We start from the raw sequence: 22492 nt of genomic DNA on the forward strand, positions 1-22492 counted from the left end.
GATGTAATCGCTTTTAGTAGCACCGCAGAAGTAACCGCTTTTTTGACAATGGTTAACTCCCCCAGGATTATAGCAATTGTGTAATTGCTTGCTTTGGTCCCTATACCGCAGCTAATACTGAAAAATTGGGTTTAACTGTTTCTATTGTATCCGAAAATTACAGCACATTTGAGGGATTTACAAATGCGATCGCAAACTTTTTTGCTAGCTAACTTTAAGCTATAATTAAGTATATGAGGTACATTCAATTTTCTTATCCCTACTCCCTACTCCCTACTCCCTACTCCCTACTCCCTACTCCCTACTCCCTACTCCCTACTCCCTACTCCCTGTTCCCTGTTCCCTTTGCTATATAATTAGCTCAGACAAAATTAGGTGGGTGAATGGAAACCAATCAGCCCTCAGCCAACCCCAATACCCCTAATCTAGATGGGCTTCACATCAAGCGCCCCTGCTTAGTCGTTGCTGATCTCGAACGAGCATTCACCATTTACCAAGATATCCTAGGATTTAAGCTCGACTATCTCGCTGAAGCATCCCCAGACTCTTACCTCTACCAAGTGTTTCAGTTTCCCAAAAGTGCTCAGCTCAAATTTGCATCACTCAGTACAGAAGACGAACCTAGAGCCCTGGCCCTGACCGAAGTCAAAGGAATTGAATTACCCACCCCTACCACTCCCTATCGTCTAGCCCTGGTGGTCAGAGTAAAAGACCTCACCCTAACCATTCAGAAAATCCGTGAACTGGGACTTGAGACCATTGAGCCCAATTACTTTACTAGACCACCAAACCTCAATTTCACTGAACAAGCATTCTGCGATTACGATGGTCATCGGATTATGCTTTATGATGTGACATCTGGTTGAGTACTTTAGCAAAGGGAGTCGGGATTAGCTTGGAGCAAGCAACGGCAGGATGAATTTGATAGGTTTCGCAATTATGTTGATAGCCCATTCAATCACTTTCCGAGCCCTGTGTGTCTAGTGCTATACTCATCTTCCACACTTAGCATTGATGAGGAAGATTTAAGTGCCGACTCTGCAAGTCCAAGAAGCGTATTCTTTTTATAGAAGATTTATCCTTGAATATAGTCAAGATAAAGCTGAAATATATCAAAGATACGGCTTCACTGTACAAGGAAGCGTAGGTTCAAAAGATTGGGAGGTATTTGCAGCAATCTTGGTCAATGACAGAGCAAGACGAAGAGACGGGGCAGATTTGATCAACTATGAAGTTAAATCTGCTGTTATTGGAAGCAGCTTTGAGTACCAATATCACAGGAATCACGGACTGGATAAATTAGCTGATGATAAATCTGTTGATCATATTTTTATTGCCAGAAGTGAAGCATATACCAATATTGAAGTTTGGTTAGTCGAGCGTGCCAAAATGCTTTCCAAATTTGATAAATGGTTACCCGAACTCCTTCAAAATTATCAAGCCGAAGCGAGACAGCGGTTTCGACGCTCAGTAACTTATGGGTTTGTCAAGAATCAAGGTGTTAAGCTTTTGGAGATTAGCGATGGAGTGCTAACGTATTTTCTGGAATCAACTTAACCAAAGGATTCAAGATATGGGAAGCAATCCAGGTAATCACAGGTACACAGACAGCATCACCAAATCCACTCAAAGCTTGATTGATATGTGATGGAATGGGGTAATCATCAGGAACACCTTGTAACCTTGCATATTCACGAGGTGTCATCAGACGCATTCTGATAGTTCCCTTTCCAACTCTGACCAACATTTGCCGACTACTGCCACCTCTAGCAGTTCTTAGGCAGCCTGCAATGCTATCTTTTCTGAGTTCTGCTCTTTGCTTGCCCTCACGAACACGCCTGTACATGGTGCAGTAAGAGTAATAGGGTAAATCCTGAAATTCTTTTAGATAGTCTAGATTTACAGGGGACATCATAGTTAAGTGGCGTTGCACTTTATCTTCAAGCCACCAACGCTCGTCATGATCCGATATATTCTCTACAACACCACTTAAGCCAGTTTTCACCTTTTCAGGCAGTGGTGGAACCTCTATGAAATTCCAGCGCAGATCATGATTAGCTGCGATCGCTTTTTCAAGTGCTTGAGTTTTAAGTGACGAAGAACGCCTTGCAAAAATCAACATGTTCTGATTCACATCGGATGTATGCACCCCAATCACAAAAATTCGTGGTCTACTTTGAGGCACGAAATGGGCTGCATTGATGGCATAAACATCACAGGCATAACCCAACCGATTCAACTCCTCAATGGTAATTCGGAAGTCTTGCCCACCATTTGAAGTAAGCCAACCCGTCACATTTTCAAGCATCACAAGGGGAGGCTTATTCCCTTGACTGTCAAGAATTTGAGTAAAACCCCAAAAAGCGCTAGAGTATTGACCATGAATACCCTTTAAATTGCCTGCTAATGATAAATCAATACAGGGAAATGAAGCCGTCGCCAGCAAAGTATTGGGAATATCGGAATGGCAAACCGAAAAAATATCTTGAACTATATAGTGCTTGCTTGCATCCTTAAAGTAAGCAGAGTACATCTCAAATTTGTCATAGGCCCAATCATTAGCGAAGACAACTTTCCAGCCTACTTGCTCTAGCCCTAATCTGACCAAACCAATTCCTGCAAAATACTCTGCACAGGTCAGATGTTGATCAAAGGTATCGGTATCACCCACACTGGGTAGAGTCTTGTTTTTCCTCACCGAAAAGGCCATAGTTATTACGTTACCAATCTATTTTAAAGGTAAGCATTCAGCTGATAGCTGATAGCTGATAGCTGAATGCTTACTAAGTAATTGCTATCACGAATCCTGAAGCTTATGATTAGGAGTCAACTGTAAATACAGACCAGGGACAATCAGAAATGCAATTAGCGTAGACGACATCAAGCCAAAGATAATTGCCATACACAACGGAAACCAATTCGCTTCACTAAACGCCAGGGGCAATAAACCAATTATCGTCGTAGCACTAGTTGTCAGGATTGGTCGTAAGCGATCGCATGACCTGTCACAAGCCCTCCCTGATGTTAAGATAAGCAACTATACCATCAAACGGTGCTCTTAACACCGTGTCTACTCTTGCCAGCAATTCACCCTGTCGTACAAAATCTCCCTCCCGCAATGGTCTACCATTAATCTTTTTGATGTACTCAACGAAACAGGGATCCGTGTAGGAATTGTGATAATTTTTGATGCTATATTCCCTACGCTCCGGGTTCAAGCTTAGCTTTAAAAAAGCGGGGAGTCGCACCGCTGCCTACTCCCTGTTCCCTTTGCTATAGTTACTTGGTTTTAAAACAACGTGAGAAAAATCCTTGGGCTGAGCTTTATTGCCATTGGTTTAGCGGTTGCGTGGTTATCTATCCAGGATCACCAGCCACCCGATGCCCTTTCTTCAGATGTTTCCCCACCCCAGAAACAGATCAAATACCAATCCCATACTCTAGACTTTAGTGTGGTTCATACCTTATTAATTCCAGCTAATAGTGGATTTTCCATTACTCCCGCCATATCGGAACAGTTAATCACCTTAGAGGATTTAGCCCAAAAGCACCAAGCTGTAGCTGCCATCAACGGCGGTTTTTTTGACCCAAAAAATCAGAAGACCACCTCAATCGTAATCAAGCAAGGGCAACTGTTAGCAGATCCCCGTGAGAACCAGGGGCTGATCCAAAATCCCAACTTACAGACCTACATGGATAAAATTCTTAATCGATCAGAATTTCGGCGATACCGTTGTGGGTCAACAGTCCGCTATGACATCACCCTACACAGTGAACCCACCCCCCCCGGTTGTCAATTATTAGATGCCCTAGGCAGTGGTCCATTGCTGGTTCCACAAATTACATCAGTCACCGAAGGTTTTGTAGCTGTAGAAAATGGGAAAGTCATACGAGATGCCCTAGGGAGCAGCCGACCCAATGCTAGAAGTGCAGTCGGTATTACTTCTGATGGCAGCATCTTGTTAGTAATGGTGGCTCAAAAATCAGAAGCTCCCAGAAATTCCGGTATGTCCTTCAGAGCCCTAGCTACCTTCCTGAAAATTTCTGGGGTGGAAAAAGCCATGAATCTAGATGGAGGAAGCTCCTCTGGTCTTTATTATAACGGCAAAACCGTTTATGGGAGAGTGGACAAAAACGGAAATCGAATCAAACGAAAAATTAAATCGATTCTAATGGTTAACCAAGACCAGTGACTAGTAGGGAGTAGGGAGTAGGGAGTAGGGAGTAGGGAGTAGGGAGTAGGGAGTAGGGAGTAGGGAGTAGGGAGTAGGGAGTAGGGAGTAGGGAGTAGGGAGTAGGAACGCTCTGAAAATCTAATCAGTCCTTAATTATTATATAGCAGTTCTCCTCTGTATCAGGTACACAATATTTTTTCCCGATTCCCGATTCCCGATTCCCGATTCCCGATTCCCGATTCCCGATTCCCGAAAATCCAAAACTTGTGTAACTCACCTATTTTATAAATGCTATAAGAAGATAAGAGATGGCAAAATGTGAAAAAGTAAATGGCTAAGAAAGTAGCACTGCTGATCGGGGTTGATCAGTATGCAGAAGGTTTAACTACCCATCAAGCTGCATCCCATGATGTAGAAGCAATGCAGCGAGTTTTACAAGAGAAAACCCTAGGGGATTTTAATCGGGTAGAGTTGCTGCTAAATCCCAATGTGGAAACCCTAAAACAGGCAATTAAGAACCTAGTTGACCAATGTGGTGTCAATGACTTAGCCCTAGTTTTTTTCTCTGGCAAAGGAATTATTAATCAGGATGGTAAACTGTATTTAACAACTAGCATCACGACTAAAGACAACCTTGAAGGTACTACATTGCCTGCTTCTTTTTTACATCAGCAATTGAGTCGTAGTGATGCTCAGCAACAAATAGTAATTCTTGAGTGTAATTACTATAGTGCTTTAGCTAGTGCTTCAGCTGACGGTTCGCTGACAGAACCTGTGGGTGTCAATCTCAAGGAAGAACTCAGTGCTCCAGGGCGAGCAGTTCTCTCCTCCTCCACAACGACACAAACCTCTTTTAAACAGGAACCAGCTCATTGTTCCCTTTACACCCAGTACTTAGTCGAAGGTATTGAAACTGGTGCAGCAGACCGAGATGGGGCTGGCTTAATCTATGTTCGTGAATTACATAACTATGCCACCGAAAAAGTCCAAACTATTAAGCCCGAGATCGAGCCAGCCCTGCTTCTCGATAATAAAGGCTTGGATATTTTACTGACTATTTTAATGAATCAAGACCCCAACCATGATCCAGATAGTGAGTATCGCAAAATCGAAGCCAAGTATCGCAAAATTGTGGAAAACTATGAACGGTATGGTAAGATTCCTGAAATTGTTCAATATACCTTAAATAAAAAAAACAAAGAGTTGGGGATAACTGTTGACCTACACCAACCTGACCAACTCATTTCTGATCAAGGCATAGACTACTCTAAGTTGCGATATTTACTAAGAGCCGGTAAATGGAAAGAAGCGGATCAGGAAACTTTTGCTCTGATGGTCCAAGCAATTGGTAGAGAAGAAGACAACAATCTCGATCCTGAGTCAATCAAGAATTTTCCCTGCACCGATCTACACACCATTGAGCGGCTTTGGCTAAAGTATAGCAGTGGGCAATTCGGCTTCAGTTTGCAAAAAGAAATTTGGGAGAAGCTTGGGGGAAAACTTAATAGTGACGAGAATAACGTTGATAAACTGGAATTCAACAGAAGCTTGTATGTTTTATCCCATTACAACCCCAACAGTATTTCCCGCAGTAATTATTTTCCTAACCTATTAGCGTATCAAACTCAGCTTTATCAACAATTTGGTCATCGTGTGGGATGGCGACAGCGCAAAGGATTGCACCTCAGAAGACGATGGAAAAATTATGAAGACCTGACATTTTCCGTAATCTGGGCTCCAGTGGGTCACCTGCCAACTCTAGTTGGTCGTGATGGCATGAATTTGGGAGTATTATCGATTTGGAGGATGAGGGTTAATTTATTCTCTCACCTTGAGGAGTGTTGGTTATAGCATTTGTCAGTATTCAGGTATCAGCCGTCAGCGGTCAGCTTAAAACAAGCTTCCTGCTGACGAGTTCAATGGACTCAAAGCCAAAGAGTATCAATTCCTGGCCTTTCGGCCAGGGAAGTGAGATTAAACGAATCCTTACCTGTTTCATTCAAAAGCTGATAGCTGATAGCTGACAGCTGAATGCTGACGTTGGAGAAATGCCAAGCTGGAGAAATAGCTCTCAGCACAAATAAAAATCATGAATCGAAACCGTTTCAGAGTTGGAACCTTTAACCTATGCAACTTAGTACTACCAGATGTCCTATACTATAGGAAAAAGATATATACCCAAACAGAATACGCCCTTAAGACCACCTGGAGCGCTGAACAACTAAAGAAGATGAAAGCTGACATTGTTGGCTTTCAAGAGGTATTTCATCAAGAAGCTCTCGAACAAGTGCTGGCTCAGAGCCAAGTTTATGACAATGCCACCACTGTGTTCGCAAAGCCTACCGGTAAAAGTCCAGTTGTTGCCCTGACCTCCAGGTTTCCAGTGCTTGAATACAACGTCATCAAAGATTTTCCCACTACGGCATGCCTGGATATCGAAGGCACAGACATCCCACTCAAGCGTTTTTCTCGACCAGTGTTAGAAGCACATCTCAAGCTGAGTGACACGATTGATTGTACAGTTTTTGTAGTTCACCTCAAGTCCAAGCGTCCGATCATCCCAGATGGAGTAGACCGCAACGACCCGATTGAACAAGCCAAAGGACAAGCGAGGTCTCTAATCCTCCGAGCAGCTGAAGCAACAGCTTTGCGGGTAATTTTGATGGATAAGCTACAGCACAGAGATCATCCGGTAATAGTGATGGGTGATATCAATGATAGTGGTCTGGCTATAACCTCTCAAATCGTTTCTGGAGAGCCCCCTTTGAGAAAACTCTGGTTTCAGAAAAAGCAGATGATCTGGGATGTGTTGTTGTATTACGTCAAAGACATTCAAGCTCGACAAAACTATGGAGACTTCTACTACACCCACATCCATAATGGCCACCACGATAGCCTAGATCACATCCTGGTCAGTCAGGAATTCGTTGTTCAAAATCCCAAACGTATTGGCAGAGTTGGGTATGTCTCCCTTTTCAATGATCATTTGATCGACGAAACCTTGAGTGACGAAAAAATTGAGAATTGGCAATCTGATCACGGACAGGTCGTTGTCTCCATTGAACTTGATTAACCGGATGATCTATGAACACTGAAGAGATAGCTAACATTTTCAACTTACCTCCTGAACTTCCTACCGAAGAACTGTTTGAACCGTTGATATCTACCGATAACCTATTAATCGAGCGGATCATCTCCACTGGACAAACCACACCAACCGGAGAGTGGTATGACCAAGACCAAGATGAATGGGTAATCCTGTTACAAGGGCAAGCAACCCTTAGCTACCTTGACGGTTCCAGTGTCAAGCTCAAAGCAGGGGATTATCTATTTATAAAAGCTCATCAAAAGCATCGAGTGGAATATACCAGTGCTGAGCCACCTTGCATTTGGCTAGCCATTCATGGCAATTTGCAACAGCAGCAGACCTGAGCAAGATTCTCAGCACTTACGCAAAACTGGACTCTAAACACTCTGACGCTGTAGGGTCGATACCTGATGGGGTGACAAACAGCCTTAAAAGCCTTACTGGGTTTGGGGTGAAAGGTGTAGGGAATGTTCCCTAACCCCTAACCCCTAAAACCTAACCCCTGTATGACTTTCAATTGGCTTGTTACCCCGTGAAGAAATCTAGACAAGTCCCTCTAAAGTTGCACCGACAACTCGATAATCAGAATCTTGTCGCAGTTTCATCAGAGCATTTTGGGCTCTTGGGTCATCAAAATGTCTCAAAGTTATGGCTACTTGGGCCCGAATTGCATCGTTAGAGGAGTTAGCTGCTTCAAGAAGAACCTCTAAAGCTGAAGATGCTTGAGGTGTTTTTGCTAATTGCCCTAAATTAGCGATCGCTGATTCCTGAACTGTGATATCGTTCCCTTTAAGTCCCGAAATACAGAGCTTTAAAAATATTTCCGGGTGTTCAGTTACGTCTATTGCAGCAAGAATACTTTGCCTTACCAACCAATTAGAGTCTTGTTGAAATAGGTATACGAGATTGGGAATTGCCCGCTTACCATATTTAGCTAAAGAATTAGCTGCTTCAGCTCTGACATTATAATCTTTATCATGTTCGATTAAATCCAGTAATAACCCAAAGGCTTCCTCTGTTTGCTTATACCCCAAACCCATAGCAACAAAGGAACGAATTAGAAATTCTTGGTCATACATCCTTCCCTTGAGTAGGGGCACAACCAAACCCGGTTCATAGTGCCTTAATTCGGTAATAGCTTTCATCCGATTTTGAGGATTAGGGCTATTGAGATTAGTTTCAATCTGATGTAGTTCCATGGTAATATCTCAAAATGTGACTAATTTAAATTAATTGATTAGTAAACTTGGTTTTGAACTTCTGGAGGATTAGCTGCTAATCTTTGTTCAACTCCTGATTCTTGTATACCAAAGGGAACAGGGAACAGGGAACAGGGAACAAAAATTCTCACAATTCCGACACGGATTGGTATAGTAAGGCGAAAATACCATCAGCCAAAAGTTGGATGGAAATTGCCAAAATGAAAAAGCCTAATACTTGACTCATAACGCGGATTCCACTTTGATCAAAAACTTTGACCAGTAGTTTACCCCAGACCAAACAAATATCAAGTGTTATCCCTAATATTTAATTCTTGTTCTAGAGATAGTTGTTCGGAATATTTCATGGCTGACTTACCATTTTTTGTATAACAATATATTGATGCATTTATAAGTTATGTTAATTTTTTTTAATAGAAATTGCTAGGACTTAACACGGTAATTTAGGTAGTAAAAACCGTATAGTGTTGTTAACTTAATTTTTTTGGTTATTTGACTTGAAGCGACCTGCGGTAAAATCTCTTTTTCGGAGATGTTTGGTGTTACGTGCAGTGACTCTCTTACGCCACATCTTGAAGCTTGAAGTAGTCATGGAACGTCGCATTAATTGAATTACGTGTTTCTCTTGGAGACCAAACTGAACCTCAATGGCCTCAAATGGTGTTCTATCCTCCCAAGCCATTTCAACAATGCGATCAATACTTTGGTTGTCTAAGTTAGATATCTTCATTTACTGATGCTGATTTGAGTACAATGTATCTAGGTAAATACACTTATCTATTATTTGTCGATCAACTAATTGCTAAGTAGTAATTATCTCGGTTTTAATCCCCCGTTCAATTTTTAATTGAACAGCCGGTGGAGTCACTAAACCTCTCATATTGTCGTCAAGGACCCACAAAAGCCCGAGTTGGTCATCAATGGATAGGCTCTGGATAGCTTCCACCGCCTTGGAACATCAAAAATATTGGAATAAGAGGGTTTGTCAGTAGTTTTAACCACGGGATTGTTTTTTATTTTGACGTGTTATATAACTTAATGTAACGCAATGTAAACTTTTATTGCCATAAATTGACTTAAGTAGGGAAGGGGTCTAAGGACTTATAGCTCCCTAAACCCCCTCCCTAGCTAAACTACAACCTTGCTGCGTGAGCTTTTAGAAGCGTGGATATTTTTTACGGTTCAATCTGTGGCGCGATAGTAAAGAGTATCAAAGGTTAGTAGACCGACCGTACAGGTAAAAGTCTCTCGGCAAACTCGACAGTAATACCGTTGATGTCCAATGCTGGTTTTGACCGGTTTATGGGTCTGGTGATGACCACACAGACGACATTCCATAGTAGTGACGACTCCCAGACTTCCTTCAGCCAGGCACTAGCGCAATTTGCAACAGCAGCAGACCTGAGCAAGATTCTCAGGACTTACGCAAAATTGGACTCTAAAGCCGCTGATGGTAAGTGGGTCGAGACCGTTGACCCTACAAGTAGAGTTATTAAATTATTAAGTTATGTAAAACAGTTTCATAACTTGATTAGCTAGCCCTGATTACTTACTAGAGGTTACTGCTGTTATAGGGAAATGCGATCGCTATTTATTGTCCTCTCATTTTTCCTTAATTATAGTAAATTTATATTTCCGAAATCGCTCTAAATCAGGAAATTATCTCCGTAGATGGGAATAGTTTATATAAGCCCAAAAAAGGCCAGACTACCTTCAATGACAGTTTATATAACAGTTCATAGAAGTGTAGTATCCGAGTGAACTAGGAGATGATCATAAGAGGCCGATGTCACTAGAAAATGGATTAAATGCTCTCAAACAAAAACGTTATGCAGAGGCGGTGCAATGGCTAGAAGACTATTGCCAGTATTGCCAAAATTCTTCCGCTCACCATTCTCAAGAGTATAGTCAAGCCCAAGCCGCTCTGGTGAAAGCCTATAGCGGTAATGGTGAGAACAAAAAAGCGATCGCCCTCTGTCGGAAGTTAGAAAATCACCCAAATTCCCAGGTCAGCAATTGGGCAAAAAAATCTCTGGCCACCCTCACTTCAAAGTCAACAAAAACAACCCCAACAAAAACAACAGCGAAAGCCGTGTCAAAATCCCGTCACAAAGCCGGAAGAGTGGCGCAAACTGGCATCAGGTTAGCCATGAAAGGCGTTGCCGGTAATCTTGCTCTTGCCTCTGGTGTTACCATCTCTTTACTATTTGGGATGGTATTAGTATTAGCTCTGAGTATGCTGCTAATCCTAAATAGTAACAATCCTGTTACTGGATTAATCATCGCAGTTGCCATCACCCTAATTTTTAATGTTGCTGCCTTTTTCATCTCTCCCTGGATCATGGACTTAACCCAACGGTGGCTTTACCAAACCCGTTGGGTAACCCTAGCAGATATCCAGCGCTATAGTCCTGAAAGCGCAGAGGTGATTGAGCGGGTTTGTCAAGAAAAAAATATCAAACAACCTCGATTAGGTATCATTGACGACCAAAATCCCACCGCGTTTACCTATGGTTCTTTACCAAACAGCGCTCGTTTAGTCGTTAGTCAGGGTTTATTTACTTACCTCGATGATGATGAAATCGCCACAGTTTATGCTCATGAATTGGGGCATATTGTCCATTGGGACTTTGCCGTAATGACTTTAGCGGCGACGTTAGTACAAATCACCTACCTGATCTATTCTTTCGCCAGACGAATCAGTCGCGGCGGTGGTAGCAGTAAAGGCAAAGATGCTGCTCAAACAGCAGCAATGGTAGCTTATGTGTTTTACCTCATCGGCACTTACTTGGTGCTGTACCTATCTCGAACCCGAGAATACTATGCTGATCACTTTGCTGCTGAAACTACGGGTAACCCAAATGCTCTATCACGAGCTTTGGTGAAGATTGCCTACGGTATTGTCGAAGAAGGGCAACGAGCAAAAGAACCCAGTAAATTGATTGAAGGAACCCGCAGCCTCGGCATTTACGACCACAAAGCTGCTGCTTCTACCGGTACGGCTTATCGTATCGCCTCAGACTCCCAGAAAGTCGGGCAAGTCTTTCTCTGGGATATCTTTAACCCCTGGGGTTGGTGGATGGAGTTGAATTCTACTCATCCCCTAACCGGTAAACGAGTCCGCGCTTTAACTACTTATGCTGAGCAAATGGACTTAGAGACTGAATTTGATATGGCTACTGTAGTCCGAGAAGGCAATCAGCTCAGTAAGAAAAAGCTCTATGGTAATTTTGCCGTGGATATTGTATTGTTCAATGCTCAATTCATTGGTAGTATTACTGGTTTAATGATTGGTTCTATCGTCTTTAGTTGGACTGCTCAAGTAACAGTATTACCCAGCTTTATGCTCTTTGGCTTTGCTGTGGGAACCTTAATTAAGATCCTGGTGATGTACCCAGATTTCAAGCAATCGTCTAAATCGGATATCTTCACCTTAATGTGTGACCCCTACGCCAGTCCTTTGCGTGGTCGTCCCGTGAAACTGCAAGGTGAGTTAATTGGTCGCGGCGATGCTGGCTATAAATTTGGTTCCGATCTCAAGCTTCAAGACCGCAGTGGCATGATTTATACCCGCTATGCTTCTCGCTTTGGTCCAATCGGTAACTTCCTCTTTGGTAGCAGTAAGGTGCAGAACTTAATTGGCTCCGAAGTTAATGTAGTTGGCTGGTTCCGCAGAGGAATTGCCCCTTGGCTAGACTTGATCCAGTTGGAAAGCAATAACACCACTGTCAACAGCTACCATCGTTTCTGGTCATTGATTGTTGCAGTTGGAGCAATTATTTTGGGTTTTGGACTTTTCTTTGTCCTCTGATATTATCTCCGGTGGTTTCGGGAGTCGGGAAAGAGAGGGAAGTGTGGGGAGATGGGGAGATGGGGAGATGGTGAGATGGTGAGATGGTGAGTCAGATGAAAACTAATCATCAAGACAATGATAAAAAAAGTATTTAAAGATACTAAATTAATCTCAAACTAATTCTCCCCACACTCTTCTCCCGATTCCCGATTGCCGATTGCCGATTCCCGATTGCCGATTGCCGATTCCCGATTGCCGATTCCCGATTCCCTATTGCCGATTCCCGATTCCCTATTCCCTTTGTTATACTTTAAAACTTCACTCTAGTCTCACCTCTTTTGATAAGTGTCTAAACCAATTAAAGTACAAACAAATAGATAGGATAATAAATAAAAACAACAGGATACCAAAATTATCCCAACGTTTCATCATTAACATGATTCCCATTAAAAACAAAACTATCTGCCAAGGAATCCCGATCAATGTAGATAGAATATCGCGCCGATTTTCGTTCCTGATTTTTGCCTGACTATTAGCTGGGAGGTTTTGACGGATTACTCCCCAAAATCCAAACGGTCGAGTGACTCGATAGAAATTATCCATCACCTCCCGGTCAGTTGGCTCAGTTAAAAATGTTCCTAGGATACATCCTAGTAATGAGCAAATGCTGGGAATGAGAAACAGGGCATATTCCTGAAATTGAGCGTAATTTAAATTGGGTATTACTATTGCCTTGGTTAAAATAGCCGCTACCATCCCCGCCACCGTCCCAAGGGCAAATCCATAGCCATTAAAGCGCCACCAGTACCATCTCAACACCAGAGGAATAGACAGTCCAGCACCTAGTCCCAGGGTTAGCCATCCCCAAATGTCATTGATATTGGTGATATTGAAACTAAATAGCAATCCCACCACTACAATTACAATTGATGCCCAGCGGCTTTGAACAATCAGTTGTTGGCTAGAGGCTTGGGGATTGATATAAGCTTGATAAATATCCTTAACCCAGTAAGCAGCACTAGCATTGATGATTGAGTCAAAGGTAGACATAGCTGCTGCAATAAAACAAGCGATCAGCAACCCTTTTATCCCTACTGGCACATATTCTGCGATCACCGTTGGTAAGATAAGTTCAGGGTCAGCAATTACCGCTTTAGTGGTTCCGTAATGGATACCCAATACTGCAAAGGCTGTAACCAAGGGCCAACGAAAAGAAAGCAAGATTATCCAAAATAGAGACAGTAACCCAGCTTCGCGATCGCTTTTTGCGGCAAAATAGCGTTGGATCATATACCCACCCCCGCCGCCAAAGCCTACCATAATTTCTTTGAACAGATAGAATAAGATCACCCCACCGAACAAATTGAAGATGGCATAGTCTCCTGGTAAATCAACTGCGATTGGGGGTGAGATACTGCTCCACTCCGCGAAATTCCAAGTTTGCAATTGCTCAGCCCCAGGAATCGAGACCGAGAAGGTATCCGGAATAGTTGCCGTAGAGAATGCGATCGCACAAATATAGATAATCGCAATAAAAATCAAAATACCTTGAAATACATCCGTCCATACTACCCCATAAAAACCGCTAACAGCCGTATATACCAGGGCGAGCAAAATCAAAAATATCGAAGCATAGCGGTCATCAATACCCAGAAATTCCCCCAGGAATTTGCCCCCCCCAACCGAAAAGTAACTCATTGAGCCAATAGCAAAGATAATATTAGCAATAGCACTTATGATCCGAGCCGTATTGCCTTCCCTTCCTGAGCCGAAGCGCAAGTGCATCCATTCCGCCAAAGTCATCACCTTTGCCCGTCGGTTCCACTTGCCCATGAATATCATAAAAATAGCCATAATTAACACAACGCCACCCCGGATCTCGATGAAAAATCCCTTCGTTCCCAGAGCATAAATTAAGGCGCTGATCACCATAGTGCCAGCCAGGTCAGTATTGGAAGCCATTCCAGAAGCCCCCAAAACCCACCAGGGCAGATTGCGATTTCCCAAAAAGTAAGATTCTATACCCTCAGATGCTTTCCGTTGAAGAATAACCCCAAAAACGACTATGCAAATCAGGTAAATAGTAACAATGATGTAATCAACTGGATGCATGAATTTTATGATCAAGGATTAAGGATTCAAGACTCGGCTTGGGCAATCACTACTGGGGTGATCTCGGAAAAATCAATGGCCAGAAGAAAGTTTTGCATCATATCAAGTCCGAAGCGCATTGATATTGTATAATACAAGAGTCTTCTGCAGGTGTTGAGGCTATAGACTCTTAATACCAATAACAAATGACAACAGACTTTTGAGCAAAAAAACTAAGACTATAAACGAACGACGCCAGCAGAGTTAAGCTGATGTCAACAGTCAGCTATAAGCAATCAGCTAACGATATAGCTTTATCCTGGACAAGCAGTGAATATATAGCGTTTCTGATAGCTATGAGGTACACATTCTTTTTTACCTATTGCTAGCATGTCTATTGCTAGCATGCCTATTGCTAGCATGCCTATTGCCTATTGCTAGCATGCCTATTGCCTATTACCTACTCCCTACTCCCTACTCCCTATTCCCTATTCCCTGAGCATAGTTGATATTATAGATGAACCCTGAAAAAATAAAGTTTAATTATTAAACTTCAGTAATCAACAATCAAGAATCAATCCTTAAATTGATAATTTCCCTGGAAGTATAACATGGACAATTGTTTGTTGTCCTGGGGAACTGGTTATGTTTAATTCTCCACCATGTAATTCAGTCAACAATTTGGCAATAATCAACCCTAATCCAGAGCCTTGTTGCTCGTAGAGTTTACGATCAAATTGCATATAAGCTCCGAGTTTAGCAATTTGAGTTGGTGTCATGCCTCGTCCCTGATCTATCACCAAAATATTTAACTTCTTATCCTGGAAGTAACTCTGAATCTGAATCGGCTTACCAAAGTCGGAAAACTTCAAGGCATTATCAATGATTTCTTCAACAATTTTAGTAAATTTTGATTGAGAAATCTTGACAACTACTTCTTGCAGTTCTAAGTGTAAATCGTCTTTCCGGTTTACATTCAGACATTTTTGGATAGCAAGGTCTTGGATAATTGTTCTAGTAAAACTTTGCTCTCCATAATCAAGCAGCTTCCTGGCTTGCTTAGGTTGTTGCTCGATTCGCGCTAGTTCTGCATAGAGTAAAAAATTATGGGTGAGCCGATATAAACGTTCTCCAGAGACACAGATTTCCTTAAGCATTTCCATAGCTTCATCCCGCTCTATGGTGTCATAGTCCTCTATCAGGAATTGGGCAAGATTCAAAATGCCATTGAGAGGAGTACGCAACTCATGAGGTAGTGAATGAGTGATGTTATTGCGCAATTCATCCACCTGTTTTTGAGATTCTTGCTCAACAGCCATCTGCTTAGCTAAGCGGGTTGTGATTGCTCCTAATAATTCATCTCTAGTAAATGGCTTGGTCAGATAATCATCTGCGCCCAGTTCCATCCCCATCCGCAGATCAGATTTTGTAGATTTAGCCGTAAGAAAAATCAAGGGAATTGTCTGGGTGGATGGAATTTCTTGTAACTGAATCATTACACCGTAACCATCCAGTTTCGGCATTTTAATATCGCAAATAATCAAATCAGGACTTTCATTTTTTGCCAATTCGACACCAATTTCACCATTTTCTGCTTCAATAACATCGAAATTTTCAGCCCGAAGTATTTCAACAATAATCGTACGGATATCTTCCTCGTCTTCAATAACTAAAATGTGCGACATATATCAGTTACTCCTTAAAAAAAAACAACATTTATCAACGTTTTTCAAGACCAAGTAAAAGTAAACCTTTGTTCTAGGCATAATCATAATTCCTATTAGGTTCAACTGCCAACAGCCAACTGGCAAACAGCTCTCGGTATTTGTACTTGCTCTGGTGCTGCAGGAGAGCACAGTGGAATTGTGACAGTAAACGTTGTGCCAATACCGACTTGGCTATTTACGGTAATTTCACCACCGTGTACTTCCACAGACTGTTTTACAATTGCAAGTCCGAGTCCAGTTCCTGGAATATTGCCTACATTATTGCATCGATGAAATGACTCAAACAGTTGCTTTTGGTCTTCTTCTGGAATACCAATACCCTGGTCTTTAATCTTAAAGGTAACCTCTTCTTGATTACAAATCAAGTCAAAGTTGATGGTGCTCTCCTTAGGGGAATATTTAGTAGCATTTGATAGCAAATTTCTCAAGATGTGTCTGAGAATTTGTTCATCGAACTCAGCCTCTGGGCATTCACCTTGAATAGCAAAAACAATGGTTTGTTTGGTGTTAAGACCTAGTTCTATCTCTTCGACTAAGTCACGGCAGAATTCAAGTAAATTTAATGGTGCAGGGTTGAATTTTATTTTTCCGGCGTTGGCTTTATTGACTACCAACACATCATCCAACATCTGCAGCATATGTTTGACATTGGCTTGAATCCGATCTAGATAGCTTTGTTTTTTCTCCTCATTCCAATTCTGGCTATAATATTTGAAAATTTCAGTAACTCCCATAATACTGGTTAGGGGGGTGCGGAACTCGTGGGAAGTCATAGAGATAAATCGAGATTTGAGTTCAGTGAGTTCCTTTTCTCTTTCGAGGGATTTGCGAATCTGTTTTTCGAGTCGCTCCCTAACTTGAACGTCATGCAAAGTCTGGTAAAGCATGGCATTTTCCAAAGAAATTGCCGCTTGATTACACAAAAGGCTTAACACTTCTAAGTGTTCATTGGTAAAATTTCCAGAAATTATATTATTTTCTAAATACACCATACCAATCAGATTGTCTTTCCGCAGAAGTGGCAAACAAACAGCTGATTTGGGCTGATGCTTTCTGATGTATATGTCCTCAGCAAAGGTAGAGTTATTAACAAGATTATTTAAAATCAAGTTTTCTTGAGTGATAGCGACATAATTAATTACCGCTCTGGGCAACTGCTGAGTAATGGTTACTGGAATTGACTGCCGGAATGTTACACCATGGTTAACCACTGATCCAGCTGCTTTTATCATAAGTTTACCTTCCTGTGACAAAATGATAAACCCCTTTTTTGCTCCAGCATTAGTTAGGAGAAGCTGTATCAATTTGTCCAGTAAGTTATCGAAAACTATTTCTTCTGAAATGGCTTGAGATGCCTTGATAACGTCAGATAAATCCAGTGCGGTTAAACTTACTGCTATCGTCGAGTTGGTTATGGAATCTACTGGAACTGTCGTTGTTGGTTGGGCGGTAATTTTGCTAAGAAGTTGGGGGTATCTTGATTCTAAGTCTCTCACTTTTGCCACAGCTCCCCAGCGACTGTATCCATAGTAGGCATCAGTCAAGTAAGCCTGGGCAATCTTTCGTTTGCCACAAGACAGATAAAACTCTGCTGCTAGTTCATTGGCCAGTGCTTCTTCCTGGATATAGTCCTGGTCTGCTGCTCCTTCAATGCCTTGGTCATAAATTTCCATGGCTTGCCAGTGTTGCCCTAAAACTCGTGCTTTCTCTGCCTCCACTAGCTCGTACTTATGTTTGAAGTTTGATGGAGCATGATATGCCCAGGTTTTCAGGGTTTCCTGATTAGCTGCTACTTGGGTCAGGTATTCACGTTGCTGCTGTGGCTCGACATGGGGATAGTGAGCCAAAAGCGCTAGAGAATAGTAGAAATTGTGCTCAGCAATAATAATCAATCCAGTTACAGCTTGTGCGTATTGCTCTGCTGCCCTGGCCTGAGCAAGAGCTTTTTCGGGTTCCTTAAACCAATAAAACAGAATGGATTTGGCAAGATATAGATAAAACAGAGACGTTCCATTATTCTGTTCTATTAAAATGGGAAGCATTTCTAATTCATTAAAGTCTTCCCCAATTAACTTACAGGGATCGTCAGATCTGCCGAGTAAATTTAAGGTTAATTGTTTGCCGATTTTAGCATAAATAACATGATAGTCTAGCTTCATTTTTTGCAGCAAATCAAGATACTGCCCATACTTCTGAGCAGCAACGTCGAGATCCTCTCCCACAAAAAATAGGTTGGTACAGTAGTTGAGGGCAGCAAAACCAGAATAGGTTAGCTCTCCGGTTTCAAGACCGCTGTTAAATGCCTCTAGTAAGGGGTTTAAGCTCTCCTTGAGATGCTCTTTCCAGTGTCTGATATGACCGTTAAAAACATCTAATACGATTGATTTGAACTCCTTAGCCTGGAATTGCTCCAACAGCATCAAAGACAGTTGACCAAATTTATAGCCACCATCGATATCTCCCATAAATCCACACAGGATCATGGCGTAATTAATATACGTGTCCGTGGATAGAGGTGAATTCCCATGGTTGATACATAGATTGATTCTTGTAAAGATAAGCAGTGGACACAATCCCGGATTAGCAACAAAAGCAGGGGATGTTAAAGACTTTAAAATCCCCATGGCTCCTAGTTTAGTGACGTCAGTCATTTCTGGTAGGTTAGCCAAATCGTCACTAATCAGGTCTTTGGGGGGTTGTTGATCCAGTTGAATCCCGAGCATCTCCAGAACCTCTAGCCCAGTATCTAGGGCGACTTGCATTTGGTTTTGAGCAATATAACTGTAGATTTTTAGTTCATATACTTTGACTTGATCTAATTGGGTTTTGGCTTGTTCCAGAGCAACTCCAGCCAAGAGGTTTGATTGCTCAAAATTGCTGTTGAGGTATTCTGCTTCCACCACTTCTAGATAGAAAGCAAGGGTGAAGTCATAGTTGTCAGTCCAGGTATCCGCTGCTAGGAGTCCTAGACCTACATTCAGATACTTGAGAGCGCTGGCATAAGCTGCTGCGGCCTTGGCTTTCTGACCCGCAGTCAGATTGAGTTGAGCTAGCTCATCTTTTTCCCACTGAGCGGTGAGTAAGTCGGTGCCAAAATTGAGTTGGTTAACCAAGGCAAAGATATTCTCTTCCCGTGCCTCTGGAGTGGTATGGTTCAGCAGCAGTTTGCCAATTTTTAGGTGGGTTGCTTGTTGATCGGATTCGGGAATCAGAGAGTAGGCCGCTTGCTGCACCCGGTCATGTAAAAATTTGTAGTTAACCTTGACATCACTGAGGCCAAAATCTGCGGATTCCTCCTGTTTAAATAGCAGAGGAATTTTGTAACTATCACTCAACGGCAGAATCAAACCGATCTGTAGTGCCTCCCAGAGCTGAGCAGCAGTGATAATGGTTGAGTCTTCATTGACAATCGCTAGCATCTCTAAGTTAAACTGATTGCCCAGACAAGCTGCCAATTTTAAAACCTGCTGGGTCGTTTCTTGTAGCTTGCCAATACTTCTGGCAATCAGTTCCACCACATTATAATCAGTGATGCCAATGGCTTGAATTTCATCAATATCCCACTGCCAGCTGCCACTGCTGACGTCATAACTCAGCAAGTTTTCTGAGTAGAGGGTTTTGAGCAGTTGGGTCAAGAAGAAGGGATTACCTTGGGTTTTATAGAATAATAGCTCTGCGAGGGGTTTGGTCTGGTTTTCCCCTTGGGTGTCATTGAGAGTATCGGCTACTAATTGCTGAACGTATTGTTTCTGTAACGGCTCAATAGTGATCTGATGTATGACTGAGTCAGTTTCTTGAATTTTCTCAATGGCTTGAATCAAAGGATGGGTCGGACTGACTTCGTTATCTCGATAAGCTCCTATGATTAATAAATAGTTGTGATCGCAGTTCGTCATTAAGGTCTCGAGCAACCTTAAAGAGGCTAAATCTGCCCACTGTAAATCATCAACGAAGAGCACCAGGGGATGTTGGGGTTGAGTAAAGACACCGATGAATTGTTGAAACACCCGTAAAAATCGGTTTTGGGATTCCGATGGTCCGAGTTGGGGTACTTCCGGCTGTTGACCGATAATCAGTTCCACTTCGGGAATGACATCAATAATCACCTTGCCATTGGTACCCAGAGCATTTACTAAATTCTGTTTCCAAATCCCTAGTGTTTCAGGGGGTTCTGTCAACAGTTGCCGAATTAATCCCCGAAATGCCTCCACCAGAGCAGCGTAAGGACTATTCCGCTTAAACTGGTCAAATTTACCACCAATAAAATACCCTCGGGCTTTGACAATTGGTTTATGAACTTCATTGACCACTGAGGTTTTACCAATCCCTGAGTAACCGGATACCAGCATCAATTCAGTGGCTCCAACACTGACTCGTTCAAAGGCCTCCATCAGGGTGGCTACTTCCCTTTCGCGACCATAGAGTTTTTGAGGGATTAGCAGTCGGCTCCCAATGTCATAGGTTCCGGGAGTGAAGGTTTCAATTTTTCCGGTGGTTTGTAGCTGGTATAGACAGCTTTCTAGGTCAACTTTTAGTCCAGTAGCACTTTGGTATCGGTCTTCAGCATTTTTCCTTAGGAGTTTCATCACAATCAATGAAACTACTTCACTAATTTCTGGATTAAGCTGATCAGGAGGGACAGGATATTGAGCCAGATGATGGTGAATCAATTCCATGGGATCGGTGCTGATAAAGGGTACCCGATCCGTTAGCATTTGGTAGAAGGTGGCACCTAAGGAATAGAAGTCGCTGCGGTAGTCAATGGAGCGGTTCATCCTCCCGGTTTGCTCCGGTGAAATATAGGCAAGAGTCCCTTGGAGCCAATTAGGATTCCTAGTGGTGGGATTCTCTAGAGACAGGCGCGAGGCAATGCCCAAGTCAGTGATTTTAACTTCTCCTGTTTCCGGATTGATGATGATATTGGAGGGGTTAATATCTTTATGAATAATCGGAACCTTGTGCAGCTCATCCAAGGTTTCTACTAGAGAAATAGCGATCCGCAGAAACTCCTTTATAGTCATGGTGTGAGAGTTGAGAAAGTTCTTCAGGGATTGACCCCCAAAATCTTCTAATATCAACGCCAACCCATTATTATAGTTTTCCAGACCGTAGCATTTGACAATGCCTTCACAATCAATAGCTTGGGAGATTGTATATTCTTGTCGTAAGCTGCTAATCTCTTTAAGGGAGGGATAGTCCGATTTAATAACTTTAATAATAACTGGTTTTTGCTGTTGCTGGTGATAGCCGCGATAAACAACTGTATTAACACCAGCTTCTAGTTCTTCTAGAACTTTAATTTGAGATTTTGGTAAACTTAACATCATCATCCCTCCCTTAAAGTTTTTATATATAGTAATTGTGATAGCTATATGTGATAGCTATATGTGATAGCTATATTGATTGAATTTTGTTTGATTTTATTTAATCTTGAGGTGCGCTTCTGATTTGGCTCAAGTTCTGTAGTTCAGTAGGGTGGGCAGTGCACCAGACAGATAATGAACCTTGCAAAGAGCCTTGGTAGGCACTGCCCACCGTAGGATTAATGTCTGTTTGCCTCCAAAATCTGGTGTAGTTCAGTAGGGTGGGCAGTGCATCAGACAGATAATGAACCTTGCAAAGGGCGTTGCTAGGCACTGCCCACCGTAGGATTAATCACAATGGTGCAAGATCTCGGTCAAACCCAACCTTTTACATCCAAATGCAACGCCGAGCCGGGGTTTGCAGACACGTCCTGTCAGGAAAAGTTCAACGGTAAAGGGAGAAAGGTGTAGTGCTATTGTCCCTTTTTCCTTTGGCCATTCTGCTTTTACCCGACCTTCACGTCAGTGGTCTTGCATTCAATTGAGAATTTCCATACAGCATAGTTTGATACAGCCTATTTTAGGGATTACATCTCTAGAATTCCCGCAAAGCCTACTGAGGTAACAGTCAGATCACCTCCAGTTAATTACTTGGTTGATCCAATGGTTTGTGAACAGTCTCTTTATATGATGTCCGGATAATTACCCTTAATAAAAATCTGCCAACTCCCGATTCCCGATTCCCGATTCCCGATTCCCGTTCCCCTCCTGGGAGGGGTTAGGGGTGGGTTCCGATTCCCGATTCCCGATTCCCGATTCCCGATTCCCAACTCCCGATTTCCGATTTCGATCATTGAATTAATATAGGGTTTGTATTTGAGTTGTAAACTTATAAGGTATTTTTTGATTGGACAATAAAAGTCCGTAGCTGTTTCACCTCTTGCTTGTTGCCTGTTGCCTGTTACCTTTTTCAGCAATTCCTGTGTTTACAACCTAAATACAAAGCCTATCAAGGGGTATTTTATATCGGGGAATTGACAAATGCTTTTAAAAGATTATCTTTCTTTTTGCAGCTTGATCTAGATGATTGGTAAC

At 42.2% G+C, this 22492-nt stretch carries 19 protein-coding genes; 9 read left to right on the plus strand and 10 right to left on the minus strand.

Going from position 1 to position 22492, the window contains the following annotated elements; translation table 11 throughout:
• The first annotated feature begins 233 nt into the window (after window positions 1-233).
• The 3 genes from F6K52_RS12985 (at window position 234) to F6K52_RS12995 (ending at window position 1557) form a co-directional block, all read left to right on the plus strand.
• Window positions 234-356, plus strand: coding sequence for a hypothetical protein (locus F6K52_RS12985; protein WP_293078075.1), 123 nt, complete (start codon window positions 234-236; stop codon window positions 354-356).
• Between the two features lie 27 nt (window positions 357-383).
• On the plus strand, window positions 384-866 hold the full coding sequence (locus tag F6K52_RS12990; RefSeq protein ID WP_293078077.1) for a VOC family protein: 483 nt from the start codon (window positions 384-386) through the stop codon (window positions 864-866).
• Window positions 867-1029: 163 nt separating this feature from the next.
• The gene (locus tag F6K52_RS12995) at window positions 1030-1557 is read left to right on the plus strand and encodes a hypothetical protein (RefSeq protein WP_293078079.1); all 528 of its coding nucleotides are present in this window, start codon (window positions 1030-1032) and stop codon (window positions 1555-1557) included.
• On the opposite strand, the gene dcm is transcribed toward F6K52_RS12995, so the two are convergent.
• The 3 genes from dcm to F6K52_RS13010 form a co-directional block, all read right to left on the minus strand.
• Entirely contained in the window at window positions 1517-2710 is a 1194-nt protein-coding gene (gene dcm, locus F6K52_RS13000; RefSeq protein WP_293078081.1) for a DNA (cytosine-5-)-methyltransferase, read from the minus strand. The two genes, F6K52_RS12995 and dcm, sit on opposite strands and share 41 nt — an antisense overlap.
• An 87-nt stretch (window positions 2711-2797) precedes the next feature.
• Window positions 2798-3037: an efflux RND transporter permease subunit gene (locus F6K52_RS13005; protein WP_293078083.1), complete on the minus strand. Its 240-nt coding sequence runs from the start codon at window positions 3035-3037 to the stop codon at window positions 2798-2800.
• Window positions 3006-3248 (minus strand): hypothetical protein, encoded by a 243-nt coding sequence (locus F6K52_RS13010; protein ID WP_293078107.1) that lies wholly within the window; start codon window positions 3246-3248, stop codon window positions 3006-3008. Before F6K52_RS13010 ends, F6K52_RS13005 begins: the two co-directional genes overlap by 32 nt.
• 51 nt (window positions 3249-3299) lie before the next feature.
• Here F6K52_RS13010 and F6K52_RS13015 point away from each other — a divergent pair, with 51 nt between their 5' ends.
• Window positions 3300-4193 carry a phosphodiester glycosidase family protein gene (locus F6K52_RS13015; RefSeq protein WP_293078085.1) on the plus strand — a complete coding sequence of 298 codons (894 nt, stop codon included), beginning with the start codon at window positions 3300-3302 and terminating at the stop codon, window positions 4191-4193.
• 124 nt (window positions 4194-4317) lie between these two features.
• Here F6K52_RS13015 and F6K52_RS13020 read toward each other — a convergent pair whose 3' ends face one another.
• Window positions 4318-4452 carry a hypothetical protein gene (locus F6K52_RS13020; RefSeq protein ID WP_293078087.1) on the minus strand — a complete coding sequence of 45 codons (135 nt, stop codon included), beginning with the start codon at window positions 4450-4452 and terminating at the stop codon, window positions 4318-4320.
• 53 nt (window positions 4453-4505) lie between these two features.
• Between F6K52_RS13020 and F6K52_RS13025 the strand changes: the two genes are divergently transcribed.
• The 3 genes from F6K52_RS13025 (at window position 4506) to F6K52_RS13035 (ending at window position 7607) form a co-directional block, all read left to right on the plus strand.
• Entirely contained in the window at window positions 4506-6026 is a 1521-nt protein-coding gene (locus F6K52_RS13025; protein WP_293078089.1) for a GUN4 domain-containing protein, read from the plus strand.
• Between the two features lie 238 nt (window positions 6027-6264).
• Entirely contained in the window at window positions 6265-7248 is a 984-nt protein-coding gene (locus F6K52_RS13030) for an endonuclease/exonuclease/phosphatase family protein (protein ID WP_293078091.1), read from the plus strand.
• Window positions 7249-7259: 11 nt separating this feature from the next.
• Entirely contained in the window at window positions 7260-7607 is a 348-nt protein-coding gene (locus F6K52_RS13035; RefSeq protein WP_198954260.1) for a cupin domain-containing protein, read from the plus strand.
• 198 nt (window positions 7608-7805) lie between these two features.
• Here F6K52_RS13035 and F6K52_RS13040 read toward each other — a convergent pair whose 3' ends face one another.
• Both F6K52_RS13040 and F6K52_RS13045 read right to left on the minus strand, forming a co-directional pair.
• Entirely contained in the window at window positions 7806-8462 is a 657-nt protein-coding gene (locus F6K52_RS13040; RefSeq protein WP_293078094.1) for a HEAT repeat domain-containing protein, read from the minus strand.
• Window positions 8463-8958: 496 nt separating this feature from the next.
• Window positions 8959-9213, minus strand: coding sequence for a TIGR03643 family protein (locus F6K52_RS13045; protein WP_070396388.1), 255 nt, complete (start codon window positions 9211-9213; stop codon window positions 8959-8961).
• A 545-nt stretch (window positions 9214-9758) separates the two neighbouring features.
• Here F6K52_RS13045 and F6K52_RS13050 point away from each other — a divergent pair.
• Both F6K52_RS13050 and F6K52_RS13055 read left to right on the plus strand, forming a co-directional pair.
• The gene (locus tag F6K52_RS13050; protein ID WP_293078110.1) at window positions 9759-10022 is read left to right on the plus strand and encodes a hypothetical protein; all 264 of its coding nucleotides are present in this window, start codon (window positions 9759-9761) and stop codon (window positions 10020-10022) included.
• A 247-nt stretch (window positions 10023-10269) separates the two neighbouring features.
• Window positions 10270-12294, plus strand: coding sequence for a zinc metalloprotease HtpX (locus F6K52_RS13055; RefSeq protein ID WP_293078097.1), 2025 nt, complete (start codon window positions 10270-10272; stop codon window positions 12292-12294).
• A gap of 300 nt (window positions 12295-12594) precedes the next feature.
• Here the strand turns inward: F6K52_RS13055 and F6K52_RS13060 are convergent, their stop codons facing one another.
• The 4 genes from F6K52_RS13060 to F6K52_RS13075 all read right to left on the minus strand — a co-directional run bounded on the left by F6K52_RS13060 (window position 12595) and on the right by F6K52_RS13075 (window position 22251).
• Window positions 12595-14388, minus strand: coding sequence for a sodium:solute symporter (locus F6K52_RS13060; protein WP_293078099.1), 1794 nt, complete (start codon window positions 14386-14388; stop codon window positions 12595-12597).
• Between the two features lie 560 nt (window positions 14389-14948).
• On the minus strand, window positions 14949-16052 hold the full coding sequence (locus F6K52_RS13065; protein WP_293078101.1) for a response regulator: 1104 nt from the start codon (window positions 16050-16052) through the stop codon (window positions 14949-14951).
• Window positions 16053-16153: 101 nt separating this feature from the next.
• On the minus strand, window positions 16154-21424 hold the full coding sequence (locus tag F6K52_RS13070; protein ID WP_293078103.1) for an ATP-binding sensor histidine kinase: 5271 nt from the start codon (window positions 21422-21424) through the stop codon (window positions 16154-16156).
• A 656-nt stretch (window positions 21425-22080) separates the two neighbouring features.
• Complete coding sequence (locus F6K52_RS13075; protein WP_293078105.1) at window positions 22081-22251, minus strand: hypothetical protein; 171 nt, start codon at window positions 22249-22251, stop codon at window positions 22081-22083.
• Between the last annotated feature and the right edge of the window lie 241 nt (window positions 22252-22492).

Source organism: Moorena sp. SIO3H5 (assembly GCF_010692395.1).
Taxonomy (GTDB): domain Bacteria; phylum Cyanobacteriota; class Cyanobacteriia; order Cyanobacteriales; family Coleofasciculaceae; genus Moorena.

Excerpts from the sequence above, each read along its gene's own strand:
- F6K52_RS12985 (WP_293078075.1), top strand. The coding sequence starts at position 234 with ATGAGGTACATTCAATTTTCTTATCCCTACTCCCTACTCCCTACTCCC.
- F6K52_RS12990 (WP_293078077.1), top strand. The coding sequence starts at position 384 with ATGGAAACCAATCAGCCCTCAGCCAACCCCAATACCCCTAATCTAGAT.
- dcm (WP_293078081.1), bottom strand. The coding sequence starts at position 2,710 with ATGGCCTTTTCGGTGAGGAAAAACAAGACTCTACCCAGTGTGGGTGAT.
- F6K52_RS13025 (WP_293078089.1), top strand. The coding sequence starts at position 4,506 with ATGGCTAAGAAAGTAGCACTGCTGATCGGGGTTGATCAGTATGCAGAA.
- F6K52_RS13030 (WP_293078091.1), top strand. The coding sequence starts at position 6,265 with ATGAATCGAAACCGTTTCAGAGTTGGAACCTTTAACCTATGCAACTTA.
- F6K52_RS13035 (WP_198954260.1), top strand. The coding sequence starts at position 7,260 with ATGAACACTGAAGAGATAGCTAACATTTTCAACTTACCTCCTGAACTT.
- F6K52_RS13040 (WP_293078094.1), bottom strand. The coding sequence starts at position 8,462 with ATGGAACTACATCAGATTGAAACTAATCTCAATAGCCCTAATCCTCAA.
- F6K52_RS13045 (WP_070396388.1), bottom strand. The coding sequence starts at position 9,213 with ATGAAGATATCTAACTTAGACAACCAAAGTATTGATCGCATTGTTGAA.
- F6K52_RS13050 (WP_293078110.1), top strand. The coding sequence starts at position 9,759 with ATGTCCAATGCTGGTTTTGACCGGTTTATGGGTCTGGTGATGACCACA.
- F6K52_RS13055 (WP_293078097.1), top strand. The coding sequence starts at position 10,270 with ATGTCACTAGAAAATGGATTAAATGCTCTCAAACAAAAACGTTATGCA.
- F6K52_RS13060 (WP_293078099.1), bottom strand. The coding sequence starts at position 14,388 with ATGCATCCAGTTGATTACATCATTGTTACTATTTACCTGATTTGCATA.
- F6K52_RS13065 (WP_293078101.1), bottom strand. The coding sequence starts at position 16,052 with ATGTCGCACATTTTAGTTATTGAAGACGAGGAAGATATCCGTACGATT.
- F6K52_RS13070 (WP_293078103.1), bottom strand. The coding sequence starts at position 21,424 with ATGATGATGTTAAGTTTACCAAAATCTCAAATTAAAGTTCTAGAAGAA.
- F6K52_RS13075 (WP_293078105.1), bottom strand. The coding sequence starts at position 22,251 with ATGATCGAAATCGGAAATCGGGAGTTGGGAATCGGGAATCGGGAATCG.